This window comes from Hydrogenophaga palleronii NBRC 102513, assembly GCF_001571225.1.
Lineage (GTDB): Bacteria > Pseudomonadota > Gammaproteobacteria > Burkholderiales > Burkholderiaceae_C > Hydrogenophaga > Hydrogenophaga palleronii.
This window is the reverse complement of record NZ_BCTJ01000008.1, coordinates 74313-97289: the sequence shown is the minus strand read 5'-3', so window position 1 is coordinate 97289 and position 22977 is coordinate 74313. Positions and strand designations below refer to the sequence as shown.

The following is a 22977-nucleotide window of genomic DNA, read 5'->3' as shown; positions in this document are numbered from 1 at the left end:
GACACCAGCATGCAAATGGAAAACTTCGCGCCGGTCATGTTCACGGGTCTGATCGTGATCATGCTGATCGGCTTTCCGGTCGCCTTCTCGCTCGCCGCACTCGGCCTCTTCAGCGGCTTCTACGCCATCGAGATGGGTTGGTTCCCGGCCAACTTCATGGCCAACCTGCCGCTCAACATGTTCGGCATCCTGTCGAACGACCTGCTGCTGGCCATCCCGTTCTTCACGCTGATGGGGGCGGTGCTCGAAAAATGCGGCCTGGCCGAGGACATGCTCGATTCCATGGGCCAGCTGTTCGGACCGGTGCGCGGTGGCCTGGGCTACTCGGTCATCATCGTCGGCTTCATCCTCGGCGCCATCACCGGCACGGTGGCGGGCCAGGTGATCGCCATGGCCATGATCTCGCTGCCGGTGATGATGCGCTACGGCTACAACATGCGCTACGCCACCGGGGTGCTGGCGGCCTCGGGCACCATCACCCAGCTGGTGCCGCCTTCGCTGGTGCTGATCATCATGGCCGACCAGCTCGGCCGCTCGGTGGGCGACATGTACAAGGGTGCCTGGGGCCCGGCCATCCTGCAGGTGCTGATCTTCGCGGCCTACACCTTCATGCTCGGCCGCATCCGGCCGCAGATGGTGCCGGGTCTGCCGCCGACGGCGCGCACGCTGCACGGCTGGGCGCTGTGGCGCAAGTGCCTGCGCGGCATCATCCCCTCGGCCATCCTGATCTTCGCCGTGCTCGGCTCCATGGGCGGCCTGCCCTTCATGGACCACGCCATCGCCACCCCGACCGAAGCCGGCGCCATGGGCGCGGTGGGTTCGCTGGTGCTGGCCGCCATGCACCGGCGCCTGAGCTGGGCGCTGCTGTGGAACGCCATGCAGGGCACCATGCGCCTGACCGCCATGGTGGTCTTCATCCTGATCGGCTCTCGCGTGTTCTCGCTGGTGTTCCAGGGTGTGGACGGTGCGGTGTGGATCGAACACCTGCTGAGCGACTTGCCGGGCGGCCAGGTCGGCTTCCTGATCGTCGTCAACGTCTTCATCTTCTTCCTCGCGTTCTTCCTCGACTTCTTCGAGATCGCCTTCATCATCCTGCCCATGCTCGGGCCGGTGGCGCACAAGCTGGGCATTGACCTGGTGTGGTTCGGTGTGCTGCTGTGCGTAAACATGCAGACCAGCTTCATGCACCCGCCGTTCGGCTTCGCGCTGTTCTACCTGCGCGGCATTGCCGACACGCTGTTCAAGGAAAAGCGCATTCCGTACCCGGTAAAGTCCACCGACATCTACATGGGCGCGATTCCCTGGGTGGTGATGCAGTTGCTGCTGGTGGCAATCGTCATCTTCTTCCCGCAGACGGTGACGGTGTTCCTCGACAAGGAGGTCGAGATCGACCTCGACAAGGTGCAGCTGGAAATGCCGGCGGACACAGACAACCCCAGTGAAGGCATCAACATGGAGAACCCGTTCGGCAACCAGCCGGCCGAAGAGCCCGCCGCGGCGCCCCCCGCCGAAGGCGCACGCGCGCCATTGCAATGACGACGGCCAACGAACGCCCCAACGCCGACGCGACGCGCGAAAGCGCGGCTTACCCGCGCCTGCTGCGCGTGCTGGCGGTGCTGATGGTGGTCGCGCTGGCGGTGTACGCGCTGCGGGCGTGGCCCGCGTTGCGCACCGCACAGTGGTCGTTTACCGGCCTGGCCATGCTGGTGCTGGCCGGCGTTCTGATCGCCTGGGTGGCGTGGTGGATCGTCTTCAGCCGCACCCGGCTGCAAGGTCAGGAACTGGTGCAGACCTGGTTGTGGGACAAGCGCGTGCAGGCACACGAGGTCGCCACCTTCAAGCTGGTGCACTGGCGCGGCCTGCAATCCGTCATCGCACCGCGCCTGCTGGTGCGCCGGCGCCAGGGTGGCATCGCCTGGTTCCACTCGGCCGATGCCGAGCTGCTGCGCGCCTTCGCCGGCGAGGTGGTGCAACAGGGCATGCGCCCGAAGCCGCCGCCCGCGCCCTGAGCCACGGGCGTTCCTCCACGGGGCACGACCGGGCCATGAAAAAAACCCCGGCGGCTGGCGCCGACGGGGTTTTTCTGATTTGAGCGAAGGTGGTCTGCGCCATCACAGTTTCTGCTGCTGCATGAAGCGGTCGAAGGTGCCTTCGGTGAAACGGAACCAGGCGTTCTGGTCGGCCAGGAATTTCGAATAGTCGCCGTAGACCTTTTTCCACTCGGGGTTGGTGTTGTTCAGGTCGGCGTAGATGTCCTGCGCCGACTTGAAGGCCGCCGTCATCACGTCTTGCGTGAAGGGCCGCAGCTTGGTGCCGGAGCCCACCATCTGCTTGAGCGCAGCCGGGTTGCGCGCGTCGTACTTGGCCAGCATGCTCACGTGCGCGTTCGAGGCCGCGGCTTCCACCACCGCCTTGTACTCGGCCGAGAGTTTGTCCCAGGCCTTGCTGTTGATGTAGAAGTCCAGCTGCGGGCCACCTTCCCACCAGCCGGGGTAGTAGTAGAACGGCGCGACCTTGTTGAAGCCGAGCTTCTGGTCGTCGTACGGGCCAACCCACTCCAGCGCGTCCAGCGTGCCTTTTTCCAGCGCCGGGTACAGGTCGGCACCGGGGATGGATTGCGGCACCACACCGAACGGCTCCAGCACGCGGCCGGCAAACGGGTTGGTGCGGAACTTCAGGCCCTTGAGGTCGGCCACCGACTTGATTTCCTTGCGGAACCAGCCGCCCATCTGCGCACCGGTGTTGCCACCCGGCAGGTTGACGATGTTGTACTTGGCGTAGAACTCGCGCATCAGCTTGAGGCCGTTGCCTTCGTACATCCAGGCCGTCATCTGGCGCGCGTTCATGCCGAAGGGCACGGCGCATCCCAGGCAGAAGGTCGGGTCCTTGCCATAGAAGTAATACGGCGCCGTGTGCGCCATTTCAACCGCTTCGCTCTGCACACCGTCCACCACGCCGAAGGCGGGCATCAGCTCACCACCGGCGTGCACCGAGATCTGGAACTTGCCACCGGTCATCTCGCTGACCTTCTTGGCGAACACCTCGGCGGTGCCGAAGATGGTGTCGAGCGATTTGGGGAAGCTGGAGGCCAGTCGCCAGCGGATCGTTTCACCGGTCTGAACGGCGGGGGCCGCGGGGGCCGCCGCTGCGGGAGCCGCCGGTGCGGCCTCTTCCTTTTTGCCGCAAGCGGCCATCAAACCGGCCAGCCCAACCACACCGGTGGTGGCGATCAAAGAACGACGATCCATGGTGAACAGCTCCGTAAAGATTGAATTGGGCCCCGGCCCGTGCGGGCTGCACGCGCCAGCAACCGGGCCGTTCAGGCCCGGTCGAATTCAATTGTAGAAAGCCGTTTTTGCCGCAACTCAGGGGGTTTTCCCTCGTCGCGCACACCAACGTGGGAGCGGAATCAGGCCACCACTTTGAGGCCGGCTGCGCCGTCGAGCAGGTCGGCAAAACGCGTCGAAATGGAGCGGGTGATGCCCGCCGCGTCCAGGCCTTCCATGGCCAGCAGGCGGGCCGGATCGCCGTGTTCGATGAACACGTCCGGCAGGCCAAGCTGCAGCACCGGCAGCTGCATGCCCTCGGCTTGCAAGGCCTCCAGCACCGCGGCACCGGCACCGCCCTGGATGCAACCCTCTTCCACCGTCACCAGCGCCTCGTGCGTCTGCGCGAGTTCACGCAACAGGTCGAGGTCCAGCGGTTTGGCCCAGCGCATGTTGGCCACGCTCAGGCCGAGTTGTTCACCGGCGGCCAGTGCCGGCTGCAGCAGGGTGCCGAACGCCAGGATGGCGATGCGTTTGCCCTGACGGCGCAGCTCGCCACGGCCGAACGGCAGGCCTTGCAGGCCGGCCGGCTGGGCCACGCCGGCACCGGCGCCGCGCGGGTAACGCACGGCCACCGGGTGGTTCTGTTCAAACGCGGTGCTCAGCAACTGGCGGCACTCGGCTTCGTCGGCCGGGCAGGCAATCGACATGTTGGGGATGCAGCGCAGGTAGGCGATGTCGTAGGCACCGGCGTGCGTGGCGCCGTCGGCACCGACCAGGCCGGCGCGGTCGAGTGCGAACACCACCGGCAGGTTCTGCAGCGCCACGTCGTGGATCAACTGGTCGTAGGCGCGCTGCAGGAAGGTGGAGTAGATCGCCACCACCGGCTTCAGGCCTTCGCAGGCCAGGCCGGCGGCGAAGGTGACGGCATGTTGTTCGGCGATGCCGACGTCGAAGTAACGCGCCGGGAAGCGGCGCTCGAACTCGACCATGCCCGAGCCTTCGCGCATCGCCGGCGTGATGCCGACCAGGCGCGGGTCGGCTTCGGCCATGTCGCACAGCCATTGGCCGAACACCTGGGTGAAGGTGGTCTTCGGCGGCTTGGCGGGTTTGGTGAGGCCCACCGCGGGGTCGAACACGCCGGGGCCGTGGTAGGCCACGGGGTCGGCTTCGGCCAGCTTGTAGCCCTGGCCCTTTTTGGTGACCACGTGCAGGAACTGCGGGCCGCTGTCGCTGTCGAGCAGCTGGCGGATGTTCTCCAGCGTCGGGATCAGCGAGTCGAGGTCGTGGCCGTCGATGGGGCCGATGTAGTTGAAGCCGAACTTCTCGAACAGCGTGGCCGGCACCACCATGCCCTTGGCGTGCTCTTCAAAGCGTTTGGCCAGCTCGAACAGGGGCGGTGCGCCCTTGAGCACGGTCTTGCCGACATTCTTGGCGGCGGCGTAGAACTGCCCGCTCATCAACTGCGCCAGGTAACGGTTGAGCGCGCCCACCGGTGGCGAGATCGACATGTCGTTGTCGTTGAGCACCACCAGCAGTCGGCCATCGGCCACACCGGCGTTGTTCAGCGCCTCGAAGGCCATGCCCGCGGTCATGGCGCCGTCGCCGATGATGGCGACCGACTTGCGCGATTCGCCCTTGATCTTGGCCGCCAGCGCCATGCCGAGCGCAGCCGAGATGCTGGTGGACGAGTGGGCGGTGCCGAAGGTGTCGTACTCGCTCTCGTCGCGGCGCGGGAAGCCGCTGATGCCGCCGAACTGGCGCAGCGTGTCCATGCGGTCGCGCCGCCCGGTCAGGATCTTGTGGGGGTAGGTCTGGTGGCCCACGTCCCAGACCAGCCGGTCTTCAGGCGTGTTGAACACGTAGTGCAGTGCCACGGTGAGTTCCACCGTGCCGAGGTTGGAGCTGAGGTGGCCACCGGTGCGCGCCACGCTTTGCAGCAGGAAGCTGCGCAGCTCGTCGGCCAGGGGCACCAGTTGCGGGCGCGAGAGCCGGCGAACGTCGGCGGGCGACTCGATGGATGACAGCAGAGAGCTCATGGGCAGTGTCGCTTGGGTCATGTGGGGGAACGGGCTCGCGTGAAAGGTCAGGACGCGCGCCGTCCCACCCAGTCGGCCAGGGCGTGCAGGGTGTCGGTGTGGGCCAGGCCGCTCTGGCGCAGGGCGTCGTGCGCCTGTGCCAGCACGCGGTCGGCATAGGCCTGGGCCTCACCCAGGCCGAGCAGGGAAACGAAGGTGGGCTTGTCGGCCGCGGCGTCCTTGCCGGCGGTCTTGCCCAGGGTGGCGGAGTCAGCCGTCACGTCCAGGATGTCGTCCACCACCTGGAACGCCAGGCCCAGGCTGGCGCCGTATTGCACCAGCGCGGCATGCGCTGCGGCGGACACCACACCGGTGGCCGCACCCATGGTGACGCTGGCCTGCAGCAGGGCGCCGGTCTTGCGGCGGTGCATGGCTTCGAGTGCGCCCTGGTTCAGCGCGATGCCCACGCTGGCCAGATCAACCGCCTGGCCACCGGCCATGCCGTCGGCACCGGCGGCCAGCGCCAGCAGGCGGCACAGGCGCGCGCTCATCGCGTCGCCCACGCTGTCGTCGCCCGGCACCAGCAGTTCAAACGCCAGCGCCTGCAGTGCGTCACCGGCCAGCAGGGCCTGCGCCTCGCCGAACTGCACGTGCACCGTGGGCTTGCCCCGTCGCAGCACGTCGTTGTCCATGCAGGGCATGTCGTCGTGCACCAGCGAGTAGGCGTGAATGAGCTCCACCGCACAGGCCGCGCGCAGCGCCGCCGCGTGGTGGCCACCGACGGCCTCGCAGGTGGCCAGCACCAGCAGCGGGCGCAGGCGCTTGCCGCCGTCGAGCACGGCATAACGCATGGCGTCGCCCAGGCCGGCCGGCGCGTCGGCCGGTACCCAGCGCTCCAGTGCGCGTTCGACCGTATCCTGCTGCGCCTGGCGCCAGGTCCGGAAATCCTGGGTGTCGGACAACACGGCGCTCACGCGGCGTCCCAGGGTTTGAGCGTGCCGCCTTCGAGCACCTTGATCTGGTTCTCCACGTCTTCCAGCCGGGTGCGGCAGAACGCCAGCAACTCGGCACCGCGCTGGTAGCGCGTGAGCAACTGGTCGAGCGGCAACTGGCCGGCATCGAGCTGGGCCACCAGCTGTTCCAGTTCTTCCAGGGCAGCTTCGTAGCTGGATGGGGCGTTGGACGGGGTGGCCGCTCGGCTCGCTCGGGGGGTAGATGGAGTGGGCATGGGTTCTGTGTTCTGGGTCCATTCGGCGCAGGCCGCCGATGACGGTCTGCCTGGTGGTGAAACGCCTGCCGGGAGCCGGTCGCGTGCTGCGCAATGGAGCCGTGTCAAAGGGGCATTTTATGCCCGGCCAGGGCTGTGCCCCCCGGGGTACAATCCGCCTTCCTTTTTTCCTCACTTCTTCACTACGGACAGTTCCTGTCCGGAGGGACGCACCACCCCACCCATCCCGCGCGAATTCGTCTGACGAGCACAGCGCTTACCTGCCCCTTCATAGGGGGAGTCTCTAGGTCAGGACCACATGTCTGATTTAAGTCTTCAACTGCAGCAGGCCGCAAGCCAACTTCCAGTTTCCAGCTACTTCAGCGAAGCGCTCTTCGAGCGCGAGAGGAACATCCTCTTCCAGCGCGGGCCCCGTTATGTGGGGCACCAGCTTTCGGTTCCCAACGTCGGGGACTACCACACCCTGCCGCAAGAGGCCGGCGGTCGTGCACTCGTGCGCACCGAATCCGGCATCGAGCTGGTCTCCAACGTCTGCCGGCACCGCCAGGCGATGATGCTCAAGGGCCGTGGCAACCTCAACGACACGCGCAGCGGCAGTGCCGGCGGCAACATCGTCTGCCCGCTGCACCGCTGGACCTACAGCGGCACGGGCGGCTCACAGGCCGGGCAACTGCTGGGTGCGCCGCACTTCGAGCAGGACCCCTGCCTGAACCTCAACAACTACCCGCTGCGCGAGTGGAACGGCCTGCTGTTCGAAGACAACGGCCGCGACATCCAGGCCGACCTGGCCGACCTGGGGCCACGCGCCGCGCTCGACTTCGAGGGCATGGTGCTCGACCACGTGGAGCTGCACGAGTGCAACTACAACTGGAAGACCTTCATCGAGGTCTATCTGGAGGACTACCACGTCGCCCCCTTCCACCCCGGCCTGGGCGGCTTCGTCACCTGCGACGACCTGCGCTGGGAGTTCAAGCCCGAGTACTCGGTGCAGACGGTGGGCCCGGGCAACCTGCTCGGCAAGGCCGGCAGCCCGGTCTACCAGCGCTGGCACGAACAGCTCATGCAGTACCGCCAGGGCCAGATGCCGGAGCACGGTGCGATCTGGCTCACCTATTACCCGCACATCATGATCGAGTGGTACCCCCACGTGCTCACGGTGTCGACCCTGCACCCGGTGAGCGTGGACAAGACCATCAACATGGTGGAGTTCTACTACCCGGAAGAAATCGCGGCCTTCGAGCGCGACTTCGTCGAGGCCCAGCGCGAGGCCTACATGGAGACCTGCATCGAAGACGACGAGATCGCCGAACGCATGGACGCCGGCCGCAAGGCCTTGCTGGCGCGCGGCGACAACGAGGTTGGCCCTTACCAGAGCCCGATGGAAGATGGCATGCAGCACTTCCACGAGTGGTACCGCCGCCAGATGAGCGGTGCCCTCGCGGGTTGATGCCATCGGCCCGCTGATCCCCACGCACCTCCCGGGAGCCTGACGCATGCAGGCCCTGTGGATGCTGCTCGCCGCGCTGTTTTTCTCCACCATGGGGGTGTGCGTGAAGTTCGCCTCGGCGCACTTCAACACCTTCGAGATCGTGTTCTACCGCGGCCTGGTCGGCTCCCTGGTGCTGCTGTGCATGATGCGCGTCGGCGGCATCCCGATGTCCACGCGGGTGCCCATGATGCACCTGTGGCGCAACGTCGTCGGCGTGATCTCGCTCACCGTCTGGTTCTTTGCCATCGGCATCCTCCCGCTGGCCACGGCCATGACGCTCAACTACATGAGCAGCATCTGGATCGCCACCTTCCTGCTGGGTGGCTCGGTGCTGGTGCAGCGGAGCAACACGCCGATCCGCCAGCAGGCCCCGCTGTTCATCGCGGTGCTGCTCGGCTTTGCCGGCGTGGCGCTGATGCTGCGCCCGACGCTGGCACCCGACCAGGTCTCCGGCGCACTGGCCGGCCTGATGAGCGGCCTGTTCGCCGCCTTTGCCTACCTGCAGGTGGCGGCCCTGGCGCGCGCGGGCGAACCCGAGACGCGCACGGTTTTTTATTTTTCGATAGCGGCACTGGTGACCGGCGGGGCCGGCATGCTGGTGGTGGGCACCTCGCCGTGGCACTGGCCGAGCGCATTGTGGTTGCTGCCGGTCGGCCTGTTCGCCCTGTTCGGCCAGCTCTGCATGACGCGCGCCTACTCGCGTGGCGCCGCCATCGTGGTGGCCAACCTGCAGTACTCCGGCATCATCTTCAGCGGCATCTACGGCATGGTGTTCTTCGGCGACCGCCTGCCGCTGATTGGCTGGCTGGGCATGGCACTGATCGCCGTCAGCGGCATCACCGCCACCGCCCTGCGTGCGCGCGCGGTGCCCAACGCGCCCCCCGAGGAGCTGTGAGCGTGGCCTGCCCCACAATGCACGCATGCACACGACCCTGATCTCCGCCACCGAACTGCAGCAACTCATCGCCAGCGCCACGCCGCTGCGCCTGATGGACTGCAGTTTTGACCTGATGAAGCCGGCCGCTGGCCGCGCCCAGTTCGAGGCCGAACACCTGCCGGGCTCGGTCCACGTGGACCTGGACGAACACCTGAGCAACAAGACCGGCGCCGACCGCGCCAGCGGCGGACGCCACCCGCTGCCCTCGCGCGAAACCTTTGCCGCCCGGCTCGGCGCCCTCGGCGTGGCCAACGGCATGCAGGTGGTGGTGCTCGACCGCGCCGCCATCGCCACCAGCGGGCGCCTGTGGTGGATGCTCAAGTGGTGCGGCCATGACGCGGTAGCAGTGCTCGACGGCGGGCTGGCCGCCTGGAAAGCCGCCGGTGGCGCCGTCGAGAGCGGTCCTGCCGCCACGCCCCACGCCACCCGCTTTGAACTCAAAGACCCGCTGGTGCAGACCCGCACGGCCGGCGCGATCGCCGCCGCCATCGGTCGGCCCGAACTGACCTTGATCGACGCACGCGCCGCGGCCCGCTTCCGCGGCGAGACCGAACCGCTGGACCCGGTGGCCGGCCACATCCCCGGCGCGCTGAACCGCCCCTTCACCGACAACCTGGCGGCCGACGGCCGCTTCAAACCGGCTGCCGAACTGCGCGCCGATTTCGAGCGCCTGCTCGCCGGCCGGGATCCGGCCAGCGTGGTGCACCACTGCGGCAGCGGCGTGTCCGCGGTGCCGAACCTGCTGGCCATGGAAGTCGCCGGACTGGGCCGCTCCAGCCTGTTCCCGGGCAGCTGGAGCGAATGGTGCAACACGCCAGGCCTGCCCATCGCGCAGGGCTGAGACCTCACTCCAGACATCCACTGCCCATGCCACGCCCACGCCTGCGCCCCCGGGAACCCGCCACTTCAACAACGCCCGGCCAGGAGCCCCCCAAACGCATACTGGAACTGCTCGCGCTGCTCACAGGCCTGGCCGCGCTGGTGGTGCTGGTAATCGACCTGGTGTTCGCCATTCCCGGCCAGCGCGAGGCCTGGATCGCCGCCTGCCTGGTGGCGGTGGCCGCCATCGCCTACGGTCTGGTGCGTACGGACCGCACGCGCTATGTGGCCCATCTGATGGTGCTGGGCACGCTGTGCACCGCTGTACTCTCGGTGATCAGCTACGGTTCGGTGCGCACCGCGGTGGGATTTCTGTTCGTCGCGGCGGTGGCCGGTGCCGGCATCTTCCTCGGGCGCCGCGCGCTGATCGTCACCGTGCTCGCGAGCGTGGGCGCCATGGGTGTGCTGACCTACGCCGAGGTCAATGGCTGGTTCAGCGCCACGCCCTACTTCGAGGTCGGCCTGCGGGTCTGGATCACCCACTCGGTCACCGTGGTGGTGGTCGGCGTGATGGTGCACCACAGCGGCCGCCAGCTGCGCGAGGCGTTCGAGCGGCAGCGTGAGGAACTGGAGCTGCGCAGGAAAACCGAACAGGAGCGCGACCGCAACCTGGAACGTTTTGCGCGCATCTTCCGCACCAGCCCGGGCCCGATGATGGCGCAGTCGGCGCGCTCGGGCATGATCCTCGACGTCAACCCCGCCTTCGAGCGCTGCTTCGGCTTCACCCGCGCCCAGGTGCTGGGCCGCCAGGACAACTTCCTCTGGGCCGTCCCGGCGCACCGCGACGACTACCTCAGCCTCCTGTTCGCCGCGCGCCGCGCCGAGCAGTACCCGGTGCGCTGCATGCGCGCGGACGGCAGCCATTTCGATGTCCTGATCTCGAGCGAAATGGGCAACGACCGCGAGGACAAGCTGATCATCACCAGCATCCACGACGTGAGCGCGCAGAACGAAGTCATGGAGCGCCTGCGCCGCTCCGAGGAGCGCTTCGCCAAGGCCTTCCGCTTCAGCCCGTTGAACATGACGATCTCGCGGCTGTCGGACGGCACGGTGATCGAGGTCAACAGCACCAAGGAACACGCCCAGGGGCTGATGCCCGAAGAGATCATGGGCCGCACCGCGGTGGACATCGGCGCCTGGCTCACGCAGGACGACCGCCAGGCTTTCGTCACCCGCCTGCAGCGCGACGGCCACGTGAACGGCTACGAAACCAGCATGCGCCACAAGGACGGTTCGCTGGTTGACGTGCGTGTGTCGGCCGAGCTGATCGAGATCGACGGCGAGCCCTGCATCCTGGCCTGCAGCGTCAACATCAGCGCGGAGAAAAAGCGCGAGTCGCTGCTGCTCAACGTCGCGCGGGGCGTGGCCACCGAAACCGGCGAAGCCTTCTTCAGCGCCCTCACCCGCCACCTCTGCGAATCCATTGGCGCGGACATGGTGGTGGTCGGCGAATGCCGCGACGACGGGCGGGTGCGCAGCCTCGCGATCCGGCAGGACGGACAGACGCGTCCCAACTTCAGCTTCGCCATCGACGCCACGCCCTGCGAGACCACCTTGCAACAGCAAGACATGCTGGTCTGCCCCCAGGGCCTGGCGCAGCGGTATCCGCAGGCCACCGGCCTGATCGCCTCAGGCTGCGAGGCCTACCTGGGCAAAGCGCTGCGCGACGCCGACGGCACTGCGATCGGCGTGCTGTTCGCGCTCTGGCGCTCACCGGAGGAACTGCGCCCGGACGTCCAGGCCCTGATCGCCATCTTTGCCAGCCGCGCCAACGCCGAGCTGGTGCGCCTGCGGCGCGACCGCGAAATCCACCGTCTCAACCAGACGCTGGAGCAGCGCGTGCGCGAGCGCACCGCCGACCTGCAATTGCTCAACGCCGAACTCGACTCGTTCGCCTACTCGGTCTCACACGACCTGAAATCGCCCCTGCGTTCCATCGACGGCTTCACCCGCCTGCTCGACGAATCCCTGGGCCCGCGCCTGAGCGCCGAGGAGCGCCAGCTGTTCGACCGGGTGCTCATGTCCACGCAGCGCATGGGCTCGCTGATCGGCGACCTGCTGGCGCTCGCCCGCGTGAGCCAGGGCGTGCTGCAGCGCCAGATGGTGGACCTGAGCGCCATGGTCGAGGAGATCCTGCAGCGGGAGCACCAGCAACAGCCCGGGCGCGCCATCGAGCTGCTCATTGCCCCGGACCTGCGTGCGCATTGCGACCCGCACCTGGCGCGCATTGCGCTGGAGAACCTGTTGTCCAACGCGTTCAAGTACACGCGTGACCGCGAGCCCGCCGTGCTCGAATGGGGCCAGCTGCCGGCGCAGGCGTCGGAGCAGCCCATGTTCTTCGTGCGCGACAACGGTGTCGGCTTTGAGATGGCCTACGCGGACAAGCTGTTCAAGCCCTTCCAGCGCCTGCACATGCCGAGCGAGTTCGAGGGCTCGGGCATCGGCCTGGCCACGGTGCGCCGCATCATCGAGCGCCATGGTGGCCAGATCCATGGCGACGGCCAGCTCGGCGCGGGCGCTCAGTTCCGCTTTTCGTTCGGTGACGCCATGCCCGCCCCCGCCGCACTGGGCACACCGCCCGCACGCGAGAACGGCAAGGCCTGAGGGGCGGGCGCTGCCCCCGCGGCCTCAGTGTGCGAGGCCGCTCACCAGCGTCACCAGCCCGATGCCGACGAGCAGCCAGGCGATCTGCGCCACCGTGGCCGCCAGGCTCAGGCGTTTCTGCAGCTGGGGAATCAGGTCGGCCAGCGCCACGTAGACGAAGCTGCTGGACGCGGCGACCAGGAAGTACGGCAGGTAGTCCTGCAGCTGGTTGAGCATGAAGTAACCCACCAGGCCGCCGAGCGCGGTGACGGTGCCTGCCAGCGACACCTTGACCAGCGCCGCGCGCGAGTTGCGCGAGGTGTGGCGCAGCACCACCAGATCACCCATGTGGTGCGGCACCTCGTGCGCCAGCACGGCCAGGGCCGCCACCACACCCAGGCGCATGTCGGCCATGAAGGCCGAGGCGATCAGGATGCCGTCGCCAAAGGCGTGCACGCTGTCGCCCGCCAGCACCGCCCAGCCACCGGAGCGTGGCCCATGGTCGTGATGGTGATGGTGGGCATGGCCGTGGCCGTGCCCATGGGCGGCGTGGCCATGCGCGTGCGCGGCATCGGCTTCGTCCTGGTTGTGTTCATGCCCGTGGTGCCACAGCTCGGCCTTGTCGAGCAGGAAAAAGAACACCAGGCCGCCCAGCAGCATGGCAAACAGCTCGTGGGCACCGGCCTCGCTCTCGAAGGCCTCGGGCAGCAGGTGCATGAAGGCGGTGGCCATGAGTGCGCCGGCCGCCAGGCTCAGCATGTGCTGGGTGTAACGCGCCAGCATGGCCATGCCCAGCAGGGCCGCCAGCCAGACGCTGCCCACGCCAGCGGCAATGGTTCCGATCAGGATCGCAATCAGGGTCATGTTCTATCGTTCGATTCACCAGTGCTCCGATTGTCGTGCAAGCACAGACCGGCCCCGCCGCCGCCGCACCCCGGGCCATCGCCGGTGTTCGCTGCCGGCATAAAAAAGGGCCGCTGGTCAGCGGCCCCCGGGGCATGTGGCGCGGCGAGACGCGTCAGGCCACGCCGTGCTGCTTGAACCAGGCCAGGGCGCGCTTCCAGCCGTCGTCGGCCGCTTCCTTGCGGTAGCTCGGGCGGTAGTCGGCGTGGAAGGCGTGCGGCGCGTCCGGGTAGACCACGAAGCTCGACGCCTTGGACGCCGCATTGCCCGCAGCCAGCGCCGCCTTCATCTTCTCCACCGTGTCCAGCGGAATGCCGGTGTCGGCCGCGCCGTACAGGCCCAGCACCGGGCCATGCAGCTTGCCCGCCACGTCCAGCGGCTGGCGCGGGTTGAGCGGGGTCGCATCGCCCACCAGGCGGCCGTACCAGGCCACGCCGGCTTTCACCGCCGGGTTGTGCGCGGCGTACAGCCAGGTCTGGCGCCCGCCCCAGCAAAAGCCGGTGACGGCCAGCTTGCTGGTGTCGCCACCGTTGGCACCGGCCCACTTCACGGCGGCGTCCAGGTCGCCCAGCACCTGCTCATCGGGCACCTTGGAGATCACCTCGGCGATCAGCTTGGCCATTTCGCCGTAGCTCTGCGCATCACCCTGGCGCTCGAACAGCTCGGGCGCAATGGCCAGGTAACCGGCCTTGGCAAAGCGGCGCGCGGTGTCGGCGATGTACTCGTGCACGCCGAAGATCTCGGACAGCACCAGCACCACCGGCAAGCCGGTCTTGCCCGCCGGCGCGGCGCGGTAGGCATGCATCTGGTGGCCGTTGACGTCGATCGCCACCTCACCCACCGTCAGGCCGTCGGCCGGCGTCTTGATCGCCGTCTGCGCCATCAGTGGCAGCGCCGAGGCGGCGTAACCCACACCCAGCGCGGCCTTGAGCGCGGTGCGGCGGGTGGCACCCTGTGCGGTGGACTGGCCGGGCAACAAGGCCTCCAGGTCCTGCACGTGTTTTTGTTCGAGCATCGTCGTGTCTCCTTCTTCTGGGTTGAAAAAATAACTGACTCCCTCCCGCGCGTGAAGTTCAAAGCCGCCGGAAGGGCCGTCCTCCAGAGGTGCCGCGGAACCGACTCCGCCGGGCCGCAGGCACCGCCCCCCTCAGGGGGTGACGCCACAGGCGGCGCGGGGGGGGAGCCCTCAATGTGCTTTGTCCCAGTTCGGTCCCACCCCCACCTCGGCCAGCAGCGGCACCTTGAGCGCCGCCACGCCGGCCATGAGGCTCGGGATCTCGGTCTTGAGCCAGTCGACTTCGGCCTCGGGCACCTCGAACACCAGTTCGTCGTGCACCTGCATGATCATCTTCGTGTGCCGGCCCTGCGCGTCCAGCGCAGCCTGCACCGCCACCATGCTGAGCTTGATCAGGTCGGCCGCCGTGCCCTGCATGGGCGCGTTGATGGCCTGCCGCTCCAGCGCCGACAGCTTCGCGCCCTTGGCGTTCTTGATGTCGGGCAGCACCAGGCGCCGGCCGAACACGGTCTCGATGTAGCCCATGTCCTTGGCGCGCTGGCGCGTCTCGTCCATGTAGCGTTTCACGCCCTCGAAGCGCTCGAAGTACCGCGCGATGTAGTTCTTGGCCGCGGTGTTGTCGATGCCCAGGGCCTTGGCCAGGCCGAAGGTGCCCATGCCGTAGATCAGGCCGAAGTTGATCACCTTGGCATAACGCCGCTGCTCGCTGCTGACCTGCGCCGGCTCCAGGCCGAAGACCTCGGCGGCGGTGGCGCGGTGCACGTCCAGGCCGTCGTGAAAGGCGCGCAGCAGGGCCGCGTCTTCGCTGATGTGGGCCATGATGCGCAGCTCGATCTGCGAGTAGTCGGCGCTGGCGATCACATGGCCGGCCGGGGCCACGAAGGCCTCGCGCACGCGTCGGCCTTCGGGCGTGCGGATCGGGATGTTCTGCAGGTTCGGGTCGTTGCTGGACAGGCGCCCGGTCACCGCCACCGCCTGCGCGTAGTGCGTGTGCACGCGGCCGGTGCGCGGCAGGGCGAGTTGCGCTAGCTTGTCGGTGTAGGTGCCCTTGAGCTTGGACAGGCCGCGGTACTCCAGGATCTTGGCCGGCAGCGGGTAGTCCTCGGCCAGTTTCTCCAGCACCTCCTCGTCGGTGCTGCGCGCGCCGGTGGCGGTTTTCTTGATGACCGGCAGGCCCAGCTTGTCGAAGAAGATTTCGCCCAGCTGCTTGGGGCTGCCGAGGTTGAAAGGCTGGCCGGCGATGGCGTAGGCCTCCTGTTCGAGCTCGACGATGCGCTGGCCGAGTTCGTGGCTTTGTGCCGCCAGCGTGGGCGCGTCGATCAGCACGCCGTTGCGCTCGATGCGGTAGAGCGCCTCGCTGCTGGCGATTTCGAGTTCGTAGATGAAGCGCAGCTTGTCGTCGGCCTGCAGCTGGGGCCACAGGGCCAGGTGCACGTCCAGCGTCTGGTCGCTGTCTTCGCAGGAGTACTCGGCGGCCTTGGCCACGTCAACCTGCGCAAAGGGAATCTGGTGCACGCCCTTGCCGCACAGGTCTTCGTAGTTGATGCCCTGGCGGCCCAGGTGGCGCTCGGCCAGGCTGGCCAGACCGTGCGGCTTGTGCACTTCGAGCACGTAGCTCTGCAGCATGGTGTCGTGCACGTAGCCTTGCACCTCGATGCCGTGGTTGGCGAACACGTGGCGGTCGTACTTCACGTGCTGGCCGAGCTTGTGCTTCTTCGGGTCTTCCAGCCAGGGCTTGAGCCTGGCCAGCACCTCGTCGAACGGCAGCTGTTCGGGCGCATCCGGCCCGGCGTGGCGCAGTGGAATGTAGGCCGCTTCGCCCGGCGTCACGCTGAAGCTGATGCCGACGATCTCGGCTCGCATCTCGTCGAGCGAGGTGGTCTCGGTGTCCAGCGCCACCAGCCCGGCGGCCTGCACGCGCGCGAGCCAGTCGTCGAACATGGGCCAGGTGAGGATGGTGTCGTACTTCAGGTTGCTGGCGCGTTCGGTGCCAGCCAGCTCGGGCTCGTCGAACAGGCCCGGCGAGCCGTCGCCGGCCCTGGCTTTGCCGTTCGCCTTGCCCTTGGCCTGCTGCACCTCGATCAGTTCCGGCGGCACCGCGTGCTCGATCAGGCTGCGCACCAGGCCCTTGAAGCCGTAGCGTTCACCAAAGGCCTTCAGCGCCTCGCTGTCCTGGCCCAGGATGGTGATGGCCTCCAGCGACGGCAGGCCTTCCACATGGCCGTTGAGGTCGCAATCGGTCTTGATCGTGAGCAGCTCACGGCCCTTGGGCAGCCAGTCGAGCGCGTTGCGCAGGTTCTCGCCCGCCGCGCCCTTGATCTCGCCCGCGCGCGCCACCAGCGCTTCGAGCGAGCCGTATTCCGTGAGCCACTTCACCGCCGTCTTCGGGCCGACCTTGGGCACGCCGGGCACGTTGTCCACCTGGTCGCCCACCAGCGTCTGGTAGTCCAGCATCAGGCTGGGCGGCACGCCGAACTCGGCCGTCACGCCGGCGATGTCGCGGCGGCGGTCGTTCATGGTGTCGATCACCGTGATGTGCTCGTTCACCAGCTGGCTCAGGTCCTTGTCGCCGCTGGAGATGATGCAGTCGATGCCCTGCCCGGAGGCCACGTGGGCCAGCGTGCCGATCACGTCGTCGGCCTCCACGCCGGGCACGTCCAGCACCTTCCAGCCCAGCAGCTTCACCACCTCGTGAATCGGCACGATCTGCGCGCGCAGGTCGTCGGGCATGGGCGAGCGGTTGGCCTTGTACTCGGGGTAAAGCTCATCGCGGAAGGTCGGGCCCTTGGCGTCGAACACGCAGGCCGCGTAGTCGGCGCGCACGTCCTTGCGCAGCTTCTGCATCATGTTGATCATGATCCGGATGGCACCGGTCTTCAGCACCGTGCCGTCGGGCAGCGTGGTGCTCATGGCCTCGCCGCCGGCGAAGAACGCGCGGTAGAGGTAGCTGGAGCCGTCCACCAGCAGCAGGGTCTTGTTGGCGGGGGCGTCGGGGGTTTGGGCGTCTGACATGGCACGATTGTCGCGGAGTTCAGGGCACTTCCCGGCCACGCCGCGCACGGATTCCCGGCCGGCCCGGGCGCGTATCCAGCGGTAACCGGTTTCGCCATGGCGCCGCCGTGGGCGGTCCGGCGTGCCTACAATCCCCCGTATGAACCCGACCACCCGCCGTCCGATTGCCGCACTCGCCCTGGGCCTGTGCTTCGCCCTGCCCGCCCTGGCCCAGGTGCCGCCGGCGGAGACGCCGCGCGAACCGGCGTCGGCGCGCGACAACATCGAGCGCATCACGCACGAGGACAAACTCACCCGCATCGAAGAGCTGCGCGTGGGCGGGCAGACACAAAGCATCGAGGTGCAGCCCAAGAACGGCGCACCCGCCTACCAGATCCAGCCCGACAACGGCAACGCGGGCGGCACCGACGCCGGTGGCAAGCGCAGCGGCAACGCCGGGCGCAGCAGCTGGCGCATCCTGAACTTCTGATCCCTCGCCAATGGCCGTTTACACCGAAGTCGCATTCGACGAAGCCGCTGCCCTGCTGCACACCCTCCAACTGGGCGATCTCACCGAACTCAAGGGCATCCAGGGCGGCATCGAGAACACCAACTATTTCGTCACCAGCGAGCGCGATGGCGCCACGCTGGAGCACGTGCTCACCGTGTTCGAGCGCCTGGGTTTCGAGCAGCTGCCGTTTTACCTGCAGCTGATGAAGTTTCTGGCCGAGCGCGGCATCCCGGTGCCGGCACCGGCGGCCAATGCGCAGGGCGAGATCCTGCTCACGGTGCAGGGCAAACCCGCCGCCGTGGTCAACAAGCTGCGCGGCAAGAGCGACCTGGCGCCCGGCGTGGCCCAGTGCGAGGCGGTGGGCGACATGCTGGCGCGCATGCACCTGGTCGGGCGCGACTTCCCGCTGAGCCAACCCAACCTGCGTGGCCTGCCCTGGTGGAACGAGACCGTGCCGGTGGTGCTGCCTTTCCTCAGCGAGCCGCAGGCCGAGCTGATCCGCGCCGAGCTGGCCTACCAGAACCACGTGGCGCAGAGCCCGGCCTACGCCGCCCTGCCACGCGGCCCGGTGCACGCCGACCTGTTCCGCGACAACGCCATGTTCGAAGCCGGCGAGCTCACCGGCTTCTTCGACTTTTATTTCGCCGGTTGCGACACCTTCCTGTTCGACATCGCGGTCTGCCTCAACGACTGGTGCGTGCTGCACGACCAGGAACACGACGGCTCGCTCGACACCCCGCGCTCGCTCGCCTTGCTCTCGGCCTACCAGGCGGTGCGCCCGCTCACGGCCGCCGAGCGCAGCCTGCTGCCGGCCCTGCTGCGCGCGGGCGCGCTGCGCTTCTGGATCTCCCGCCTGTGGGACCTGCACCTGCCGCGCGAGGCCGCCCTGCTGCAACCGCACGACCCCACCCACTTCGAACGCCTCCTGCGCGCACGCGTGCGCGACACCCAGGCCCTGGCCGCCCTGCTGCGCGACGACGCGCTGCAATCGGCCTGAGCCCCGCTCCCGCATGAAACTCAACATCGTTCCCGCCCGCACCGGCCTGCAATGGGTCAAGCTGGGCGCCCGGACCTTCCTGCGCCAGCCACTGGCCATGGCCGGCCTGTTCTTCATGTTCATGGCCTCGGTATCGGTGCTCTCGCTGGTGCCGGTCATCGGCACGCTGATCTCGCTCGCACTGGTGCCGGCCGCCACGCTGGGCCTGATGGCCGCCACGCGCGAAGCCCAGGAAGGCCGCTTCCCCATGCCGACCACGCTGGTCACCGCGTTTCGCGGCGGTGCGGCGCGCACCCGCGCCATGCTGGTGCTGGGCGCGCTGTACGCCGCCGGCCTGATGCTGGTGTTCGGCGTCGGCGCCCTGTTCGGCACCGAGGCCGCGCCGGTGGTGGACGCGGCCGGCAGCACCGAGGTCACGCCCGAGATGGTGCGCGAGATGTTCTCGCGCCAGGGCCTGTGGGCTTCCATGCTGCTCTACGTGCCGCTGCTCATGGCCTTCTGGCACGCCCCGGCGCTGGTGTACTGGCAGGGCGTGAGCCCGGTCAAGAGCCTGTTCTTCAGCCTGCTGGCCTGCTGGTCCAACAAGGGCGCGATGGTGATCTACACCCTGGGCTGGATTGCCGTCTTCATGCTGGTCGGCGTGCTCATGAGCCTGCTCGGCGCCTTGCTCGGTGGCGGTGGTGCACTCAACCTGGTGCTCTATCCCATGGTCCTGTTGCTGGCCTCGGCCTTCCACGCCTCGATCTGGTTCAGCGTGCGCGACAGCTTCGTGTTCACGCAGGAAGATCCAGCGGCCTGACGCGGCGCAGGCTGGCCACGCCCTCGGCGGCCAGCAGCAGGATGGCGGCCCAGATGCTGCCGTAGGTCAACCACTGGCTCGGCGCGATGCGCTCGCCCAGCCACAACGCCACCAGCACCAGCAAGGCCGGCTCCACATAACTCAGCAGGCCGAACAGGCCCAGCTTCAGGCGGTGGCTGGCCTGGATCATGCAGGCCAGCGCCACCGCGCTCAACACGCCGAGCGCCAGAATGCCGAAGAGCGGAAACCGCAACGCCTCGGCCGCGCCCGCCGGCCACGGCGTGGCCACGAACCACAGGCCCACCGGCAGGCTCAGCGCCATGTCGAACCACATGCCACCCAGGTGGTTGCTGCCCAGCACGCGGCGCAGCGCGAAATAACACGGGTAGCCCAGCGCCACCACGAACGCCGGCCACGAGACCTGCGGCGCGAACAACAACTCGTTGGCCACGCCCACCGCGGCCAGGCCGCAGGCCAGCAGCTGCCAACGCGTGATGCGCTCGCCGAAACACAGGCGGCCGGTCAGCACCAGCGTGAGCGGCAGCAGGAAATAACCGAGCGAGACGTCGAGCGCGTGGCCGTTGATCGGCGCCCACATGAACAGCCAGAGTTGCACGCCTAGCAGCCCCGACGACAGCAGCATGCCCAGCCACAGCAGCGGGCGCTCGCGCAGCCGTTGCCAGAGGCCGACAATCTCGCCGCCGCGCCGAGACAGCAGGATGAAGACACCCAGGAACGGCGCCGTCAGCACGATGCGCCAGCCGTAGATGGCCGCGCCACCCAGCGGCGCCAGCACGGTCGCGTGGTAGTACAGCAGCGCGAACAGCAGGGAAGCGACGAGGGAATAAGCAACGCCGGAGCGCGTCTCGGCGGGGGTGTGCAGGCTCATGGAGGCAGGGGTGCGGGCGGGCAGCACGCAGGGGACATGGAGGGGCATGAAGGCGCGCGCCATCCTACCCCGCGGCCTGCCCCGCCGCGCCCGCACGAAAAAAAGCCCGGCAGTGCCGGGCTTTCCTGGAACCGAGCCCTGAGGACTCAGAGGCCGATCACGCCACCGTCGGTGCGGGTGATGACGATGGTGGCCGAACGGGGGCGTCCGGTCGGGCCGTAACCCTTGTTGCCGGGCCACTGGCTCTCGTAGGTGAAGTCCGCGTTGGTGCCGATGGCGGCGGTGTTTTCACCCGGGTGCTGGATGTTCACGAAGATCGCGCGGCCATCGGCGGTTTCGGTGATGCCGGTCACTTCCGAACCCTTGGGCGCCACCATGAAGCGGCGCAGCTTGGCGTCACCCAGCGCAGCACCGATGAAGGTGTTCTGCGAACCCGTGGCCGAGCCCTGGGTGTTGTTCACCGTGATCGCACGGCCGTCGCCCACGGCGCCGGGAATGGCGGCCAGCAACATGCAGTTGGTCATGTCGGTATAGGCGCCGTCATCGGTCTGGATCCAGCAGATGCCGGTGGCCTTGCTGAACCAGAGGCCGTCGGGCGAGGAGAAGTCGTTCTTCGCGCTCAGGCCCGACAGGTTGATGGCGGCATCGGCGGTCGACTCGGCACCGAACAGGAAGATGTCCCAGGTGAAGCTGGTCGCGGTCGAGGTGGTGCCGGTTTCCTTGAAGCGCACGATGTGGCCGTTCGGGTTGCCGGACTGGCGGCGGCCGTCGAGGTCGGTGTACGCACGCGGGTTGGCCGCGTTGGTGGTGCTCGGCGTGCGGTTGGCCGCGCTGTTGTTGGTCATGGTGAAGTAGATGTCACCATTGGCCGGGTTCACGGCGCCCCACTCCGGGCGGTCCATCTTGGTCGCGCCGACCGCATCGGCGGCGTGGCGGGCGTTGATGAGCACGTCGGCCTGGTTGGCGAACACGTAAGGCGTGTAGCCGCGGATCAGCGGGTTGCTGAAGCTCAGCTCCAGCCACTCGCCGGCACCGGTGTCGTTGAACTTGGCGACGTACAGCTTGCCTTCGTTGAGGTACTTGTCACCGGCGGCGATGCCACCACCGATGTCGGCCTCGCTCCACACGGCGGTGGAGACGAACTTGTAGATGTACTCGTTGCGCGAATCGCAGCCCATGTAGAAGGCCAGCGGCTGGCCCACCACCGGCAGGCCGCACACCGCGGCTTCGTGGGCGAAGCGGCCCATGGCCACGCGCTTGGCCGGCGTGCCGTTGGTCAGCGGGTCGATTTCGACGTTGAAGCCGAAGGTGTTGGGTTCGTTGCGGAAGTCCGCGGCGGCGGTGGCACCCGCAGCCGACACGTTCCAGCGGCCGAAGCGGTTGTCAGTGCCGGCGGAGGCCACGGCCGACCAGCCCTGGCCCGGCGCGCCTTGCGAGCCCACGCCGGTGCCGGTGAAGCCGGCGCTGATGACGCCGTAACGCGAGCGTGAGGTGCGAGTCTTGGTGTCCAGCGCAGCGGCGGTCGAGGGCATGAAGAAGTAGGTGGCCCAGTTTTCTTCACACGCGAGGTAGGTGCCCCAGGGCGTCTTGCCATGGCCGCAGTTGTTCAGCGTGCCGCGCGAAGACGCACCGGTGGTGTCGTAGGCGGTGACCATGAAGCTGCGGATGTCGGCCAGGTGTGCGTCCGGGCCGGCGATGCGCATGACGGTCTGGCCGTTCACGCGGCGGTTATACAGCGAGTCCAGGCGGTATTCCCAGCGGCCGTTGCTGCCCTTGCCCAGCTCGACCACGGACACGCCGTGGTGGTTGATTTCCTTCAGCACTTCGGACTCGAGGCGGATGCCGAGATCCCAGCCGCCGTTGCCGGAGAACTGGCTGAACTTCTTGCCGTTGACGCCATTGGTGGTCTGGCCGTGGGGGTGGAAGAAGTGCGCGTCGGCCGAGCTTTCGTGGTTCATCACGAGCACGGCGCGGCCGGTGTCGGTGGGCGAGTACTTGCCGCTGGGATGGATGTAGTACAGGTCCATGCCGTCGTGGTGGTCGCCCACGCGCATGTTCCACTCGTCGGCCTCGGCGCCGGTGTTGCTGTAGGGCTGGATGCCGGAGACCAGGCGGTCGCCGGTGGCGTGCACCACGCTGTAGGTGTAGCCGGCGGGCAGGATCACGTCGTCCAGCAGGCTCTTGTCGATGGCGCTGAAGCCCAGTGCCTTTTCAGGCGCCGGTGCCGGGGCGGGCGCAGCGCTGCTGCCGCCACCACCACCGCAAGCGGCCATGAAAGGAATCGTGGACATGGCGGCCAGACCCACGCCACCGCGGATCAGGTTGCGGCGCGACATCGCAGCGCGTTGCAGCACGTCGTCGAAGTGTTCGTTCGGGGATTCGTTGAGGTTTTCTTCGGGGTTCTGATGGGACATTTTTTTGTTCCGTGGTTGGAGAAAGCCCACGCAGTGTCTGAAGCCTGCGTGACGCTGC

18 protein-coding genes are annotated in these 22977 nt (G+C 67.8%); 9 read left to right on the top strand and 9 right to left on the bottom strand.

Annotated elements, in window-relative coordinates:
- Positions 1-9 precede the first annotated feature (9 nt).
- Together HPA01S_RS08195 and HPA01S_RS08190 are read left to right on the top strand one after the other, a co-directional pair.
- Positions 10-1536: a TRAP transporter large permease gene (locus HPA01S_RS08195; protein WP_066268668.1), complete on the top strand. Its 1527-nt coding sequence runs from the start codon at positions 10-12 to the stop codon at positions 1534-1536.
- A complete protein-coding gene (locus HPA01S_RS08190) occupies positions 1533-2009 on the top strand; it encodes a hypothetical protein (protein ID WP_066268665.1) in 477 nt (158 codons plus the stop codon). The genes HPA01S_RS08195 and HPA01S_RS08190 overlap by 4 nt, the downstream gene beginning before the upstream one ends.
- Positions 2010-2111: 102 nt before the next feature.
- Here the strand turns inward: HPA01S_RS08190 and HPA01S_RS08185 are convergent, their stop codons facing one another.
- From HPA01S_RS08185 to HPA01S_RS08170, 4 genes are all read right to left on the bottom strand, one after another.
- A complete protein-coding gene (locus HPA01S_RS08185; protein ID WP_084360547.1) occupies positions 2112-3248 on the bottom strand; it encodes a TRAP transporter substrate-binding protein in 1137 nt (378 codons plus the stop codon).
- 161 nt (positions 3249-3409) lie between these two features.
- Entirely contained in the window at positions 3410-5305 is a 1896-nt protein-coding gene (dxs, locus tag HPA01S_RS08180) for a 1-deoxy-D-xylulose-5-phosphate synthase (RefSeq protein ID WP_370670983.1), read from the bottom strand.
- A 47-nt stretch (positions 5306-5352) separates the two neighbouring features.
- Positions 5353-6249, bottom strand: coding sequence for a polyprenyl synthetase family protein (locus HPA01S_RS08175; protein ID WP_066268756.1), 897 nt, complete (start codon positions 6247-6249; stop codon positions 5353-5355).
- Between the two features lie 5 nt (positions 6250-6254).
- Positions 6255-6512 carry an exodeoxyribonuclease VII small subunit gene (locus tag HPA01S_RS08170; protein ID WP_066268661.1) on the bottom strand — a complete coding sequence of 86 codons (258 nt, stop codon included), beginning with the start codon at positions 6510-6512 and terminating at the stop codon, positions 6255-6257.
- A 298-nt stretch (positions 6513-6810) separates the two neighbouring features.
- Between HPA01S_RS08170 and HPA01S_RS08165 the strand changes: the two genes are divergently transcribed.
- From HPA01S_RS08165 to HPA01S_RS08150, 4 genes are read left to right on the top strand one after another with little or no spacing between them, the layout of a single operon-like run.
- Positions 6811-7959 (top strand): aromatic ring-hydroxylating oxygenase subunit alpha, encoded by a 1149-nt coding sequence (locus HPA01S_RS08165; RefSeq protein WP_066268659.1) that lies wholly within the window; start codon positions 6811-6813, stop codon positions 7957-7959.
- 46 nt (positions 7960-8005) lie between these two features.
- Complete coding sequence (locus HPA01S_RS08160) at positions 8006-8896, top strand: DMT family transporter (protein ID WP_066268657.1); 891 nt, start codon at positions 8006-8008, stop codon at positions 8894-8896.
- 25 nt (positions 8897-8921) lie between these two features.
- Complete coding sequence (locus HPA01S_RS08155; protein ID WP_066268655.1) at positions 8922-9779, top strand: sulfurtransferase; 858 nt, start codon at positions 8922-8924, stop codon at positions 9777-9779.
- Positions 9780-9805: 26 nt separating this feature from the next.
- Positions 9806-12421 (top strand): PAS domain-containing sensor histidine kinase, encoded by a 2616-nt coding sequence (locus HPA01S_RS08150; protein WP_066268653.1) that lies wholly within the window; start codon positions 9806-9808, stop codon positions 12419-12421.
- A gap of 24 nt (positions 12422-12445) precedes the next feature.
- On the opposite strand, the gene HPA01S_RS08145 is transcribed toward HPA01S_RS08150, so the two are convergent.
- The 3 genes from HPA01S_RS08145 to polA all read right to left on the bottom strand — a co-directional run bounded on the left by HPA01S_RS08145 (position 12446) and on the right by polA (position 17330).
- Complete coding sequence (locus HPA01S_RS08145; RefSeq protein WP_066268652.1) at positions 12446-13264, bottom strand: ZIP family metal transporter; 819 nt, start codon at positions 13262-13264, stop codon at positions 12446-12448.
- Positions 13265-13418: 154 nt separating this feature from the next.
- Complete coding sequence (locus tag HPA01S_RS08140) at positions 13419-14318, bottom strand: dienelactone hydrolase family protein (RefSeq protein WP_066268649.1); 900 nt, start codon at positions 14316-14318, stop codon at positions 13419-13421.
- Positions 14319-14489: 171 nt separating this feature from the next.
- Positions 14490-17330: a DNA polymerase I gene (gene polA, locus HPA01S_RS08135; RefSeq protein WP_066268648.1), complete on the bottom strand. Its 2841-nt coding sequence runs from the start codon at positions 17328-17330 to the stop codon at positions 14490-14492.
- A 139-nt stretch (positions 17331-17469) separates the two neighbouring features.
- Between polA and HPA01S_RS08130 the strand changes: the two genes are divergently transcribed.
- From HPA01S_RS08130 to HPA01S_RS08120, 3 genes are read left to right on the top strand one after another with little or no spacing between them, the layout of a single operon-like run.
- Complete coding sequence (locus HPA01S_RS08130) at positions 17470-17799, top strand: DUF2782 domain-containing protein (protein WP_066268647.1); 330 nt, start codon at positions 17470-17472, stop codon at positions 17797-17799.
- Between the two features lie 10 nt (positions 17800-17809).
- Positions 17810-18817: a homoserine kinase gene (locus HPA01S_RS08125; protein ID WP_066268645.1), complete on the top strand. Its 1008-nt coding sequence runs from the start codon at positions 17810-17812 to the stop codon at positions 18815-18817.
- A gap of 13 nt (positions 18818-18830) precedes the next feature.
- On the top strand, positions 18831-19616 hold the full coding sequence (locus HPA01S_RS08120; RefSeq protein ID WP_066268643.1) for a BPSS1780 family membrane protein: 786 nt from the start codon (positions 18831-18833) through the stop codon (positions 19614-19616).
- Here HPA01S_RS08120 and rarD read toward each other — a convergent pair.
- Together rarD and HPA01S_RS08110 are read right to left on the bottom strand one after the other, a co-directional pair.
- On the bottom strand, positions 19591-20505 hold the full coding sequence (gene rarD / locus HPA01S_RS08115) for an EamA family transporter RarD (protein WP_066268755.1): 915 nt from the start codon (positions 20503-20505) through the stop codon (positions 19591-19593). The genes HPA01S_RS08120 and rarD overlap by 26 nt on opposite strands.
- Before the next feature lie 146 nt (positions 20506-20651).
- On the bottom strand, positions 20652-22919 hold the full coding sequence (locus tag HPA01S_RS08110; protein ID WP_066268642.1) for a PhoX family protein: 2268 nt from the start codon (positions 22917-22919) through the stop codon (positions 20652-20654).
- Positions 22920-22977 lie beyond the last annotated feature (58 nt).

Bases quoted from the DNA above. Each gene is read 5' to 3' on its own strand.
- HPA01S_RS08195 (WP_066268668.1), top strand. From the start codon at position 10: ATGCAAATGGAAAACTTCGCGCCGGTCATGTTCACGGGTCTGATCGTG.
- HPA01S_RS08190 (WP_066268665.1), top strand. From the start codon at position 1,533: ATGACGACGGCCAACGAACGCCCCAACGCCGACGCGACGCGCGAAAGC.
- HPA01S_RS08185 (WP_084360547.1), bottom strand. From the start codon at position 3,248: ATGGATCGTCGTTCTTTGATCGCCACCACCGGTGTGGTTGGGCTGGCC.
- dxs (WP_370670983.1), bottom strand. From the start codon at position 5,305: ATGAGCTCTCTGCTGTCATCCATCGAGTCGCCCGCCGACGTTCGCCGG.
- HPA01S_RS08170 (WP_066268661.1), bottom strand. From the start codon at position 6,512: ATGCCCACTCCATCTACCCCCCGAGCGAGCCGAGCGGCCACCCCGTCC.
- HPA01S_RS08165 (WP_066268659.1), top strand. From the start codon at position 6,811: ATGTCTGATTTAAGTCTTCAACTGCAGCAGGCCGCAAGCCAACTTCCA.
- HPA01S_RS08160 (WP_066268657.1), top strand. From the start codon at position 8,006: ATGCAGGCCCTGTGGATGCTGCTCGCCGCGCTGTTTTTCTCCACCATG.
- HPA01S_RS08155 (WP_066268655.1), top strand. From the start codon at position 8,922: ATGCACACGACCCTGATCTCCGCCACCGAACTGCAGCAACTCATCGCC.
- HPA01S_RS08150 (WP_066268653.1), top strand. From the start codon at position 9,806: ATGCCACGCCCACGCCTGCGCCCCCGGGAACCCGCCACTTCAACAACG.
- HPA01S_RS08145 (WP_066268652.1), bottom strand. From the start codon at position 13,264: ATGACCCTGATTGCGATCCTGATCGGAACCATTGCCGCTGGCGTGGGC.
- HPA01S_RS08140 (WP_066268649.1), bottom strand. From the start codon at position 14,318: ATGCTCGAACAAAAACACGTGCAGGACCTGGAGGCCTTGTTGCCCGGC.
- polA (WP_066268648.1), bottom strand. From the start codon at position 17,330: ATGTCAGACGCCCAAACCCCCGACGCCCCCGCCAACAAGACCCTGCTG.
- HPA01S_RS08130 (WP_066268647.1), top strand. From the start codon at position 17,470: ATGAACCCGACCACCCGCCGTCCGATTGCCGCACTCGCCCTGGGCCTG.
- HPA01S_RS08125 (WP_066268645.1), top strand. From the start codon at position 17,810: ATGGCCGTTTACACCGAAGTCGCATTCGACGAAGCCGCTGCCCTGCTG.
- HPA01S_RS08120 (WP_066268643.1), top strand. From the start codon at position 18,831: ATGAAACTCAACATCGTTCCCGCCCGCACCGGCCTGCAATGGGTCAAG.
- rarD (WP_066268755.1), bottom strand. From the start codon at position 20,505: ATGAGCCTGCACACCCCCGCCGAGACGCGCTCCGGCGTTGCTTATTCC.
- HPA01S_RS08110 (WP_066268642.1), bottom strand. From the start codon at position 22,919: ATGTCCCATCAGAACCCCGAAGAAAACCTCAACGAATCCCCGAACGAA.